The 13,538-nt window shown below is 41.6% G+C and carries 12 protein-coding genes; all 12 read left to right on the plus strand.

Going from position 1 to position 13,538, the window contains the following annotated elements:
• Positions 1-17 precede the first annotated feature (17 nt).
• Positions 18-1,688 (plus strand): formate--tetrahydrofolate ligase, encoded by a 1,671-nt coding sequence (locus DXB77_RS04035; protein WP_118662711.1) that lies wholly within the window; start codon positions 18-20, stop codon positions 1,686-1,688.
• A 17-nt stretch (positions 1,689-1,705) separates the two neighbouring features.
• Positions 1,706-2,548 carry a bifunctional methylenetetrahydrofolate dehydrogenase/methenyltetrahydrofolate cyclohydrolase FolD gene (gene folD / locus DXB77_RS04040; RefSeq protein WP_117807603.1) on the plus strand — a complete coding sequence of 281 codons (843 nt, stop codon included), beginning with the start codon at positions 1,706-1,708 and terminating at the stop codon, positions 2,546-2,548.
• 18 nt (positions 2,549-2,566) lie between these two features.
• Positions 2,567-3,883 carry a 30S ribosomal protein S12 methylthiotransferase RimO gene (gene rimO / locus DXB77_RS04045; protein WP_118662712.1) on the plus strand — a complete coding sequence of 439 codons (1,317 nt, stop codon included), beginning with the start codon at positions 2,567-2,569 and terminating at the stop codon, positions 3,881-3,883.
• Positions 3,880-4,410, plus strand: coding sequence for a CDP-diacylglycerol--glycerol-3-phosphate 3-phosphatidyltransferase (pgsA, locus tag DXB77_RS04050; protein WP_117807601.1), 531 nt, complete (start codon positions 3,880-3,882; stop codon positions 4,408-4,410). Before rimO ends, pgsA begins: the two co-directional genes overlap by 4 nt.
• Before the next feature lie 275 nt (positions 4,411-4,685).
• Positions 4,686-6,098, plus strand: a complete 1,413-nt coding sequence (locus DXB77_RS04055) for a carboxyl transferase domain-containing protein (RefSeq protein ID WP_117807600.1) — start codon at positions 4,686-4,688, stop codon at positions 6,096-6,098.
• A gap of 16 nt (positions 6,099-6,114) precedes the next feature.
• A complete protein-coding gene (locus DXB77_RS04060; RefSeq protein WP_118615007.1) occupies positions 6,115-7,047 on the plus strand; it encodes an OadG family protein in 933 nt (310 codons plus the stop codon).
• Positions 7,048-7,065: 18 nt separating this feature from the next.
• Complete coding sequence (locus tag DXB77_RS04065) at positions 7,066-7,449, plus strand: biotin/lipoyl-containing protein (RefSeq protein ID WP_008400765.1); 384 nt, start codon at positions 7,066-7,068, stop codon at positions 7,447-7,449.
• Positions 7,450-7,487: 38 nt separating this feature from the next.
• Positions 7,488-8,618: a sodium ion-translocating decarboxylase subunit beta gene (locus DXB77_RS04070; RefSeq protein ID WP_008400766.1), complete on the plus strand. Its 1,131-nt coding sequence runs from the start codon at positions 7,488-7,490 to the stop codon at positions 8,616-8,618.
• Between the two features lie 39 nt (positions 8,619-8,657).
• Complete coding sequence (locus DXB77_RS04075) at positions 8,658-10,064, plus strand: oxaloacetate decarboxylase subunit alpha (protein ID WP_008400767.1); 1,407 nt, start codon at positions 8,658-8,660, stop codon at positions 10,062-10,064.
• Positions 10,065-10,234: 170 nt separating this feature from the next.
• Positions 10,235-11,617 (plus strand): potassium transporter TrkG, encoded by a 1,383-nt coding sequence (locus DXB77_RS04080; protein ID WP_118662713.1) that lies wholly within the window; start codon positions 10,235-10,237, stop codon positions 11,615-11,617.
• A gap of 10 nt (positions 11,618-11,627) precedes the next feature.
• Positions 11,628-12,275, plus strand: coding sequence for a TrkA family potassium uptake protein (locus DXB77_RS04085; protein ID WP_226801005.1), 648 nt, complete (start codon positions 11,628-11,630; stop codon positions 12,273-12,275).
• A complete protein-coding gene (locus DXB77_RS04090; protein ID WP_118615010.1) occupies positions 12,272-13,519 on the plus strand; it encodes an NAD(P)/FAD-dependent oxidoreductase in 1,248 nt (415 codons plus the stop codon). The genes DXB77_RS04085 and DXB77_RS04090 overlap by 4 nt, the downstream gene beginning before the upstream one ends.
• The last annotated feature ends 19 nt before the right edge of the window (positions 13,520-13,538 follow it).

Genomic DNA, 13,538 nt, shown 5'->3' on the forward strand with positions numbered 1-13,538 from the left:
CAGGGAGGACATATTAAATGTTAAACGACATCGAAATTGCACAGCAGGCAGAGATGAAGAATATAAAGGAGGTTGCAGCAAAGCTTGACATCAAAGAAGATGATATCGAGATGTATGGAAAATATAAAGCAAAGTTGTCAGATGAGCTGATCGCTTCCGTACAGAAAAATGAGAATGGTAAGCTGATCTTAGTTACAGCGATCAATCCGACTCCTGCAGGAGAGGGCAAGACAACGATCACAGTCGGACTTGGTGAAGCTATGGGCAGACTGAACAAGAAAGCGGTTATCGCACTTCGTGAACCATCACTTGGTCCGTGCTTTGGTATCAAGGGCGGTGCTGCCGGCGGCGGATATGCACAGGTAGTACCGATGGAGGATCTGAATCTTCATTTTACTGGTGATTTCCATGCGATCACATCTGCAAACAATCTGCTTGCAGCAATGATGGATAACCATATTCATCAGGGAAATGCACTCGGCATTGACGTGAACCGTATCGTATTTAAAAGATGTATGGATATGAATGACCGTGCGCTGCGTCATACCGTGATCGGACTTGGAAAGCGTGTAGATGGTGTGCCAAGAGAAGATGGCTTCGTGATCACGGTTGCATCAGAGATCATGGCGATCCTTTGTCTGGCAGCGGATTTCAATGATCTGAAGGAAAGACTTGGCAGGATCATTGTTGCTTATAATTATCAGAACGAGCCTGTAACAGCAAAGGATCTGAAAGCGGTTGGTGCTATGGCTGCACTCTTAAAGGATGCGATCAAGCCGAATATGATCCAGACGTTGGAGCATACACCTGCACTTGTGCATGGTGGACCATTTGCAAATATCGCACATGGCTGTAACAGTGTAATCGCAACAAAGACAGCATTAAAGCTGGCAGACTATGTAATTACAGAGGCTGGATTCGGAGCAGATCTTGGTGCAGAGAAGTTCTTTGATATCAAGTGCCGTATGAACGGGCTGAAGCCGGATGCAGTTGTTCTGGTTGCAACCGTAAAGGCATTGAAGTACAACGGCGGCGTACCGAAGACAGAGCTTGGTCAGGAGAATCTGGAGGCATTAAAGAAGGGTATCGTAAACCTTGAAAAGCACATCGAGAATCTTCAGAAGTATCAGGTTCCTGTTGTCGTTACTTTAAACCGTTTCATCACAGACACAGATGCGGAACTTGCGTTTGTGGAGAAATTCTGTAAGGACAGAAACTGTGATTTCGCTCTTGCAAATGTATGGGAAAAAGGCGGCGAAGGCGGTATCGAGCTTGCAAATGCAGTATTAAATACACTTGAGAACAAAAAGAGTGATTTTAAAGTATTATATAAAGATGAGCTGTCAATTAAAGAAAAGATCTCATGCATTGCAACAGAGATCTATGGTGCAGCAAATGTAACATACAGTCCGGAAGCAGATCGTGCGATCGCTAAGCTTGAAGAGATGGGATTTGGAAACTTCCCTGTATGTATGGCAAAGAATCAGTATTCACTTTCGGATGATCCAAAGAAGCTTGGAAGACCGGAAGGATTTGATATTAATATCCGTGAAGTATATGTCAGTGCAGGTGCCGGCTTTGTGGTCGCGATCACAGGTACGATCATGACAATGCCTGGTCTGCCTAAGGTGCCGGCTGCTGAAAATATCAGTGTAAATGATGATGGTGTAATTTGCGGATTGTTCTAAGGAGGAATAAATCAAATATGGCTCAACTGATTGATGGAAAAGCAATATCAAAACAGATAAAAGATGAATTAAAGGAACAGGTTGCAGAGCTTTCGGCAAAAGGTGTAAAGATCTGTCTAGCAGTTATCCAGGTAGGAAATGATCCGGCATCTTCCGTATATGTCGGCAATAAGAAAAAGGCATGTGCCTATATCGGCATTGATTCTTTGTCTTATGAGCTTCCGGAAGAGACAACGGAGGAAGAACTGTTAGAACTGATCGATAAATTGAATAAGGACGATGCTGTAAATGGAATTCTGGTACAGCTTCCGGTTCCAAAACATATCGATGAGGACAAGATCATTAAAGCAATCTCACCATTAAAGGATGTTGATGGCTTCCATCCGATGAGCGTTGGAGCATTAAGTATCGGTCAGCCTGGATTTGTATCCTGTACACCGGCTGGTGTGATCCAGCTCTTAAAGCGTTCCGGAATCGTGATCGCAGGAAAAGAATGTGTCGTGATCGGCAGAAGCAATATCGTAGGCAAACCGATGGCTATGCTGTTATTACGCGAGAATGGAACGGTTACGATCTGTCATTCAAAGACAAAGGATCTGAAAGAGGTATGTAAGCGTGCAGATATTCTTGTAGTTGCGATCGGCAGACCGAAGATGATCGATGCATCCTATATCAAAGAGGGCGCAACCGTGATCGATGTCGGAATACACAGAGATGAGAATAACAAATTATGCGGCGATGTTGATTTTGAATCAGCAAGCAAGGTTGCAGGAGCAATTACTCCTGTACCGGGTGGAGTTGGTCCTATGACGATCGCAATGCTTATGCATAACTGTGTAGATTCGATCAATATAAAATAACCTGAGGAAAGAACATATATGAAAGTATTGATGGTATCATTGGGCTGCGATAAGAACCTTGTGGACAGTGAGGTAATGCTCGGACTTCTGCATAAGGCAGGACATGAGATCACAAATGATGAACATGAGGCAGAGGCAGTTGTTATCAATACCTGTGCATTTATCAAAGATGCGCAGGAAGAAAGTATTAATACGATAATAGAATACGGAGAGCTGAAGAAGACAGGATCATTAAAGAAGCTGATCGTTACCGGCTGCCTGTCACAGCGATATAAAGATGATATCCTTGCAGAACTGCCGGAGATCGATACGATCGTCGGAGCTGCAAATTATGACGCGATCGTAGATGCGATCAGTTCCGATGAGGAACATTCCTTTGTTACGGATATTAATTATATGCCGGAGGCAGTTGGCGGACGTATCGTTACGACCGGCGCTTCTATGGCATATCTGAAGATCGCAGAGGGTTGCGGAAAAATGTGTACTTACTGTGCAATCCCATATATCAGAGGAAAATACAGAAGTATTCTGATGGAACAGCTTCTGGCATCTGCAAAAGAGCTTGCTGCACAGGGAGTAAAAGAACTGATCCTTGTTGCACAGGAAACAACACTCTATGGAGTGGATTTGTATGGTGAAAAGACACTTTCAAAATTATTACATGAACTCTGCAAGATCGAGGAAATCAAGTGGATACGTTTGATGTACTGCTATCCGGAGGAGATCACAGACGAGCTGATCGATACGATCGCAGAGGAAGAAAAGGTCTGTCATTATCTCGATATACCGATCCAACATTCAGAAGATTCTGTATTGCGACACATGGGAAGACGTACCTGTAAAAAGGATATTGTGGAATTGATTGCAAAGCTTCGGATCCGGATTCCTGATATCGCAATCCGTACGACACTGATTGCTGGTTTCCCGGGTGAGACAGAAGCAGATCATGAGGCGCTTATGGAATTCGTGAATGAGTCAGAATTTGACCGCCTGGGTGTGTTTACATATTCACCGGAGGAAGGAACACCTGCCGCATCATTTCCGGATCAGATTGAAAATGAGGTTGCAGAAAAATGGCGGGATGATATAATGGCATTGCAGCAGGAAGTATCATATGACAAGAACCAAGAGCTGCTTGGCAAGACTCTTACAGTACTGATCGAAGGTTATGTTGCGGAAGATGATGTATATGTCGGAAGAACCTACAGGGATGCGCCCGATGTAGATGGTATGGTATTTGTTGATGCACCATATGAGCTGATGTCCGGTACCTTTGTACAGGTTCGGATTACAGATGCGAATGAATATGATCTGACAGGGGAGATGATAGAATGAATTTACCAAACAAATTAACAATATTGAGAGTTATAATGATTCCATTTTTTGTTGTGTTTATGTATCTTGATTTTGCAGCAGCCAAATGGATTGCGCTTGGTATCTTTATCGCTGCGGCAATCACGGATACATTAGATGGACAGATCGCAAGAAGATGTAATCTTGTCACAACATTTGGAAAGTTCATGGATCCGTTAGCAGATAAACTTCTGGTATGTTCTGCGATGATTGCATTAGTTGATCAGGGACGGATTCCTGCATGGATCGTTATTATCATCATTGCGAGAGAATTTATCATTAGCGGATTCCGGCTGATCGCAGCAGAAAAGGGTGTTGTTATTGCGGCTGGTATCTGGGGCAAATTAAAGACTGTTGTCCAGATGGTCATGGTTTGTTTTCTAATCGGTAATCTTGGAGGGAAAGTGATATTTGTGATTGAACAGGTGCTGATTTATGCTGCACTTGTATTAACGATCATTTCACTGATTGATTATCTGATATCAAACAAAAATGTCCTGAAGGATTAATATAAAATTAAAAGCTGTATAGTTATGAGCAACTAACTACAAAACAGACAATTATGGGGAAAATGGGGTATTTTCTGACAATTACTTCCACTTTCCCCTTTTGTTTTTTAAGTAAAAATAGTAGGGATGTTCGATTGTTAAAAAGTGCTGAAAAAACTGTGTCGTAATGATAATTTTACTTGAAATAAATTCGTAAAGGCTTTACAATAAAATCGGCATAAATTTGGAATTACTTTTATGTAACTCCTAAAAATAAATTTAATGGAGGGCTAGAAATGAGCAACAAACTCACCCTGTCAGCAAGCGATAGAATTAATGCATTGCTTGATGACGCAAGCTTTGTTGAAATCGGTGCTTATGTGAAAGCAAGAAATACTGATTTTAACATTCAGGATAAGGATACTCCAAAAGATGGTGTTATCACCGGATATGGTGTTATCAATGGCAATTTAGTGTATGTATACAGCCAGGACGCTAAAGTTTTAGGCGGTTCCGTTGGTGAGATGCATGCCAAGAAGATTGCAAAAATTTATGACATGGCTATGAAGATGGGCGCACCTGTCATCGGAATGATCGACTGTGCAGGACTCAGACTGCAGGAAGCTACAGATGCACTGAATGCATTTGGCGAAGTATATGGCAAGCAGGTTATGGCTTCAGGTGTTATTCCTCAGATCACAGCTGTTTTTGGTGCATGTGGCGGCGGTGCTTCCCTTGTTCCATCATTATCTGATTTCACTTTCATGACAAAGGAAGGTGCAAAGTTATTTGTAAATTCTCCAAATGCCTTAGCAGAGAACAATATTACAAAGCTGGATACTTCCGCTGCTGAATATGTAAGCGAGAATACAGCAAATGTTGATGGTGTATTTGAAACAGAAGAAGAATTACTTGGTATGATCCGTGCACTGGTTGAAGTTCTTCCAAGCTGCAATTTGGACGACAAGGAAGCTTCTGCAAATGACAATCCAAACAGAATTATCCCAAATCTTGATTCATACAAGAATGATCCAAGAGCAGTGATTCAGAATATCGCTGATGATTCTCTTGTACTTGAGATGAAGAAGGAATATGCAGGAGATGTTGTTACAGCCCTGATCCGTATGGATGGTATCACAGTTGGCTGTGTTGGTAATCAGGAAGATACGATCACAACAGCAGGTGCATATAAGGCAGAAGAATTTGTAGATTTCTGTGATGCATTTAACATTCCTGTTCTTACACTTGTAAATGTAACAGGCTTTGCTGCAACAGTTGAAGAAGAGAAGACAATCTCAAAGGCTCTTGCAAAGCTTACAAATGCATATGCAGATGCAACCGTTCCAAAGGTTACAGTTGTTATGGACAAGGCTTATGGAACAGCATATACAGTTATGAACTCCAAGGCAATCGGAGCAGATATGGTATACGCATGGCCGGATGCAGTGATCGGTACTATGGATCCTGAGATGGCAGTTAAGATTATGTATGAAGATGAGCTTGCAGCAGCAGATGACAAGCTTGCATTCATCAAGGAAAAGAAAGCAGAATATGTTGCAGCTCTTTCAGGAGCAGCTTCAGCAGCATCCAGAGGATATATTGATGATATCATCGAGCCTGATGCTACAAGAAAGAGAGTGATCGCAGCGATCCAGATGCTCCTTTCAAAGGAAGAGATGAGACCTTATAAGAAGCACAGTACTATATAAAAGGAGTGACAACTAAATGAAGAAAAAATTATTATTAATAGTTTCTATGTTAGCTGTTACTTTTATGTTTGCCGGATGTAGTGCTTCTGATGATAACGGAGTAAAATTTGCTTATAACGATCAGGAGATCGCTCAGGTAGCAAAAGATGCCTGTGAGACATATCAGAAATATGCAAGCGCAGATGAGACCTACAACTATGTTGTAGAAGCAGGCTCTGATGCAGGAATTTCTGAGAATGAGATTGAAGCAGTTAAGTCTTTCCGTAATATCGGAGATGAGTGCGGTGAGTTTAAAGATTTCACAGGTGAATACAAGATTGCAGAAACAGAAGGAAATGTAATCGTTACTCTTTATGCTGACTGTACAGAAAAAGAAGCGTTGATCAAGGTAACATTTGTAGACAACAGTGCAACATATAACTTACAGAGATATCAGTTAATGAATCAGTATGGTTACAGTGAAGAGCAGGCTGATGAAGCCCTTTCTTCACAGGGTATGTACCCATATAAGTCAACTGATGTTGAGATTGCAGCAAACATGACATTTGAAGATAAGATGAAGGCAGCCGGAACCAACACCCTGATCGGTATGGCAACTGTATTCTGTGTTCTTATCTTTATATCATTTATCATCTATCTGTTAAAATTTGTTCCTGGCTTCTTTGATAAAGAAGCAAAAGCAGTCAAGAAGGCAGCTAAAAAAGCAGCAGAAGCAGCTAAGACAGAGCCTGTTGCTGAGACAAAGGCAGAAGATGCAGGATCTGCACCGGCAGGACAGATTGTTGACATCGTTAAGACAGAAACAGGTGAAAGCGTAATGAATGATTCTGAACTGGTTGCAGTTATCACAGCCGCAGTTGCTACTGCATCAGCAGGACAGAATGCATATACAACGTATCCAAGCAAAGATAAGCTTGTGACACGTCCGATCAGACGTATTAAGAGATAATAATAGGAGGATATATCGATGAAGAATTATAGAATTACAGTAAATGGTACATCATATGATGTTTCAGTTGAAGAATTAGCAGGTGGCGTTGCCCCTGTAGCAGCACCAGTTGCAGCAGCTCCTGTAGCTGCACCGGCACCAGCGGCAGCACCGGCACCAGCACCGGCAGCTAAGTCAGCAGGCGCAGGTTCCATTAAGGTTGCTTCTCCGATGCCTGGCAAGATCCTTGATGTTAAGGCAAATGTTGGTGATGCAGTTAAGAAGGGACAGGTTATTCTGATCCTTGAAGCTATGAAGATGGAAAACGAAGTTGTTGCTCCGGAAGATGGTACAGTAGCAAGCATCGACGTTGCATCAGGTGCAACTGTTGAAGCAGGAGATACATTAGCAACTCTGAACTAATGCTGTACTTGTATAAATCTGATAGGAGGAACGACTAAATGAGTAGTATAGTTGACGTATTGTCAAATTTAGCAAATCAGACAGGTTTTGCAAGTCTTGACTGGAAAAATTACGTTATGATCCTTGTAGCGTTCGTTTTCATGTTCCTTGCAATTAAGTTTGGTTTTGAGCCACTTCTTCTGGTACCAATCTCATTTGGTATGTTACTTGTTAACATGTTTCCAGATATAATGGCAGAAGGCGGATTATTACATTACTTCTACATGTTGGATGAATGGAGTATTCTTCCTTCACTGATCTTCATGGGTGTAGGTGCCATGACAGATTTTGGCCCGTTAATCGCAAACCCTGCAAGCTTTCTTCTTGGAGCTGCAGCACAGTTCGGTATCTACGGCGCATATTTCCTTGCTTTCCTGATGGGATTCAATGGTAAGGAAGCAGCAGCTATTTCTATTATCGGTGGTGCAGATGGTCCTACATCTATCTTCCTTGCCGGTAAACTTGGAATGGGTGGTACATTACTTGGACCAATCGCAGTAGCAGCATATTCTTATATGTCACTGGTTCCGATCATCCAGCCACCTATTATGAAAGCACTTACAACAAAGAAAGAGCGTCTGGTCAGAATGCCACAGCTTCGTCCTGTAACCAAGCTGGAAAAGATTCTTTTCCCAATTATCGTTACAGTCGTAGTTGTTCTGATCCTTCCTACAACAGCACCACTGGTTGGTATGCTGATGTTAGGTAACCTGTTCCGTGAGTGTGGTGTTGTAAAACAGCTTACAGAGACAGCATCCAATGCTATGATGTATATCGTAGTTATCTTACTTGGTACATCTGTTGGTGCAAGTACAAGTGCAGAAGCTTTCTTAAAGATCAGTACTTTAAAGATCGTATTACTTGGTCTGATCGCATTTGCATTCGGTACAGCAGCCGGTGTATTATTTGGTAAGTTAATGTGTCTGGTAACAAAGGGTAAGGTTAATCCGCTGATCGGTTCAGCCGGTGTATCTGCCGTACCTATGGCAGCCAGAGTTTCTCAGAAGGTAGGTTCCCAGTATGATCCTACGAACTTCCTTCTGATGAATGCAATGGGACCAAATGTTGCAGGTGTTATCGGTACAGCAGTTGCAGCAGGAACATTCCTTGCAATCTTTAATGTACAGTAATGATCATAATCATATGAGAATATATTCAGGAGGTTCGAAATGGCAGAAAAGAAACCGGTTAAGATTACCGAAACTGTATTACGTGATGCGCATCAGTCACTGATCGCTACCCGTATGACAACAGAACAGATGCTTCCAATCATCGATAAGATGGATAAGGTTGGATATCATTCTGTTGAGTGCTGGGGTGGTGCTACATTCGATGCATGTCTCAGATTCCTTAAGGAAGATCCATGGGAGAGACTTAGAAAATTAAGAGATGGTTTTAAGAATACAAAGCTTCAGATGTTATTCAGAGGCCAGAACATTCTTGGTTACCGTCATTATGCAGATGATGTGGTTGAGTATTTTGTTCAGAAGTCAATTGCAAATGGTATTGATATTATCAGAATTTTCGACTGCTTAAATGATATCAGAAACCTTGAAACTGCTGTTAAGGCATGTAACAAGGAAAAAGGTCATGCACAGGTTGCACTTTCCTATACATTAGGTGATGCTTATACACTTGATTACTGGAAAGATATGGCTAAGAGAATTGAGGATATGGGTGCAGATTCTATCTGTATCAAGGATATGGCAGGCCTTCTTGTTCCATATAAGGCAACCGAGCTTGTTCAGGCATTAAAGGAAGGTTCTTCCCTTCCAATCCAGCTTCACACACACTATACATCAGGTGTAGCTTCCATGACATACATGAAGGCTGTTGAAGCAGGATGTGATATCATTGATACAGCAATTTCACCATTAGCACTTGGTACAAGCCAGCCTGCAACAGAAGTTATGGCTAAGACATTTGAAGGTACACCATATGATCCTGGATTTGATCAGAACCTTCTCGCTGAGATCGCTGATTACTTCAGACCATTAAGAGAAGAGTGGATTAAGTCTGGTCTTCTGAATCCAAAGGTTCTTGGTGTTAATGTTAAGACATTATTATATCAGGTACCAGGTGGTATGTTATCAAACCTTGTATCACAGTTAAAGGAAATGAACGCAGAAGACAAGTTTGAACAGGTTCTGGAAGAAGTTCCTAGAGTTCGTAAAGACTTCGGTGAACCACCTCTTGTTACACCATCCAGTCAGATCGTTGGTACTCAGGCTGTATTAAATGTTGTTACAGGCGAGAGATACAAGATGTGTACAAAGGAAGCAAAGGCACTTGTTGCTGGTGAGTATGGTCAGTCTGTAAAGCCGGTTGATCCAGAAGTTAGAAAGAAAGTAATCGGTGATCAGGAGCCTATCACATGTCGTCCTGCTGATCTTCTTGAAAATGAGCTTGGTAAGATCGAGAAAGAAATGATCCAGTACAAGGAACAGGATGAAGATGTATTAACATATGCATTGTTCCCACAGGTTGCTGTTGATTTCTTCAAGTTAAGAGAAGCAAAGAAGACAAAGGTTGATGCAACACTTGTAAACAAAGAGGATAAGGCATATCCGGTATAAGATTATAAAGTGTTATGTCGTTTGAAAAATGACATATGCAGGTATACTATGGGAAGAGCAGACTGGTGGTATCCGGTCTGTATCTTCCCATGTTTATATCATGAATTTTGTTATCTGTCAGATATAGCAGAGGCAGGGGATTGTTTTGAGTAGAGGTCTAGAGAAATATCATGAATAAGAAGAAATATGTGAACCGGAATTATCTTACAACAACGAGAATTATAGCACTGGGCTTTCTGATTACAGTTATTGTAGGAACGATATTATTATCATTGCCGATTGCATCTGCAAACGGAACATGGACAGATCTCCTGACGGCTGCGTTTACATCGACGACATCCGTATGTGTGACAGGTCTGGTAGTCGTTGATACATTTTCCTATTGGAGTTTGTTTGGTAAAGGTGTGATATTAATTTTGATCCAGATCGGCGGACTCGGAATCGTTTCGATCATCACACTGTTTATGTTGTTATTAAGAATGAAGATAACCTTGAAAAGTACAATGCTGTTGCAGGATGCATTTAACCTGAACAGCAAGCAGGGACTTTTGAAGTTTACGATAAAAGTAATAAAAGGAACATTTCTGATCGAAGGGATCGGAGCACTTATTTACAGTTTTTATTATTGCATAGAATACGGATTTTTAAAGGGAATCTGGTTTTCGGTATTTCATGCTGTTTCAGCATTTTGTAATGCCGGTATCGACATTATGGGTGCGGACAGTCTGATTTCATATCATTCCAATCTTTTGATGATGCTGAATACGTCGTTTCTGATCATTATGGGCGGAATCGGATTTATTGTATGGTGGGATACGGTTGAAGCGTTTCGAAGAATCCGTACAAAGAGATGCAGTATCCGGTCGGCATGGAATGGCGTTCATTTGCAGACGAAGATCGCGATTTTTATGACATTGCTGTTATTGATCGGCGGTACAATTGTTATCTATTTCCTTGAACGTTCCAATCCGGACACTCTTGGTAATTTATCCGAAAAAGACCGGATATTAAATGCTTTTTTTCAGTCGGTAACATTCCGTACGGCGGGATTTGCGGCAGTATCTCAGGTGGCACTTCGACCGGTGACAGCTTTCTTTGGAGTGCTTCTTATGATGATTGGCGGTTCTCCGGTTGGAACGGCAGGAGGAATGAAGACCGTAACCATCGCAGTTATTTTCTATACCTTTGCTGCCATGATCAGAAACCATGAGGATACAGAGGTTTTCAAGAGAAGCATTCCGGTATCCGTTGTAAAAAAAGCAGTTGCAATTGTATTCTTAAGTATGAGTACGATATTTATTATGACGATATTATTGCTGGCTACAAATGATGTGAATCTGCTGGATGCTCTGTATGAAGTGGCAAGTGCCGTCTGCACAGTTGGCTTATCCAGAAATCTGACTCCTGTTTTGAACACGGCAGGAAAGATCATTATTATAATCTGTATGTATATTGGACGAGTTGGACCGATATCTATGGTGGTAGCATTTAATACACAAAACGGAAAACATCGGCTTCTTCATTATCCGGAAGAAGATGTGATCGTTGGATAAGGAGAAAAGTATGAAAAAATCATTTGCGGTAGTAGGACTTGGACGATTTGGAACGAATGTTGCCCTTACTTTGATGGAGTCCGGTGCGCAGGTTCTGGCAATCGACAGTAATCCTGAATGTGTGAAGCGGATCTCATCACAGGTTACATGTGCAGTGACGGTTAATGTATGTGAGACAGAGAGCCTGAAAGAAGCAGGACTTGAGAATATGGATGGTGTTGTAGTTGCAATGGGTAATAATCTGGAAGCCAGTGCAATGACGATCATAACAGCAAAAGAACTGGGCGTTCCATATATTCTTGCTAAATCGAATAACGATGAAGCAGCAAAGATCCTGTCCAAGATCGGAGCGGATAAAGTTATCTATCCGGAAAAGGATGCCGGAATCAATGTTGCAAGAAAGCTCTTATGCAGTAATTTTCTGGAATTCTTTGAGATTTCGGATGACATCAATGTAGCAGAGATCTCGGTTCGACCGGAATGGGTCGGCAAGACATTAAAAGAACTTGATTTCAGAAGAAGTTATAATATGAATATCATTCTGGCAAAGGAAGACGGACGTTCGATTGACCATATCACCCCGGAGCTACAGTTAAAAGAAAGCTACAGACTGCTAGTGACTATATCGAATGAAGGTTTAAAGAGGATGATGCAATGAAAAAAATAATAGTAGTCGGTGGTGGTGCGGCCGGCATGATGGCTGCGATCACAGCTGCGGAAAATGGCTGCGAGGTTGTATTATTTGAAAAGAATGATCGCCTTGGAAAGAAGTTATTCATTACAGGTAAGGGGAGATGCAACCTGACAAATGCAGGGGATGCAGACCGCTTTTTTCAGTCGGTGACAACAAACAGTAAATTCATGTACAGTCCGTTTTATACCTTTGATAATCAGATGACGATTGATTTCTTTGAGAAACTTGGACTAAAGACAAAGGTAGAACGCGGAGATCGTGTATTTCCGGTCAGCGATCATTCATCTGACGTGATCGGAGTATTAAAAACGAAATTAAACCGAAATCAGGAGATTACAGTAGAACTACAGACGGAAGTTCAGAAGCTTATTATAGAAGATCAGGTAGTAAAAGGCGTACAGATCAAGACGGCACATGGAAAGAAAGATGTGTATGGAGATGCAGTCGTCATAACAACTGGCGGGATATCGTATCCGCTTACCGGATCGACCGGAGATGGTTACCGGTTTGCAAAGAGCGCCGGTCATGCGATCAAAGTGCCTTTACCATCCCTTGTTCCATTTGAATTAAAGAATGAATTTTGCAAAGAACTTATGGGACTATCATTAAAAAATGTAGAGCTTGTGATAAAATGTGGTAGGAAGTGTCTGTTTGAAGAACAGGGAGAACTTTTGTTTACACATTTTGGCATCAGCGGCCCTCTGGTAATAAAGGCATCTGCATATCTTCACAAATATCTGGATAAAGATTTAAGTATGTATATCGATCTGAAGCCTGCAATGACGGAAGAAATGCTGGATGATCGTATTCTTCGGGATTTTAGTAAATATACAAATAAAGATTTTCATAATTCGCTTGGTGATCTGCTTCCTGTCAAACTGATCGATGTAGTTATAAAACGTTCAGAAATCGATCCATATAAGAAGGTGAATTCAATCACAAAGGAAGAACGGAAGAATTTAGTAACCGTACTCAAACATTTTACGCTTTCGTTTCAGGGGCTTCGCGGCTTTGATGAGGCAATCATTACAAAAGGCGGTGTCAATGTAAAAGAGGTTGATCCTTCAACGATGCAATCGAAGCTTGCAGATCACCTGTATTTTGCAGGGGAGGTTCTGGATGTAGATGCACTGACGGGCGGATTTAATCTGCAGATAGCATGGTCGACCGGATATCTGGCAGGACTTGCATGCTCAGAAGAAAGTTAATAAAGTAAATAGATAAAAG

Origin of the sequence: Clostridium sp. OM05-9 (genome assembly GCF_003481465.1) — a bacterium.
In the GTDB taxonomy this organism is placed as follows: domain Bacteria; phylum Bacillota; class Clostridia; order Lachnospirales; family Lachnospiraceae; genus Coprococcus; species Coprococcus ammoniilyticus.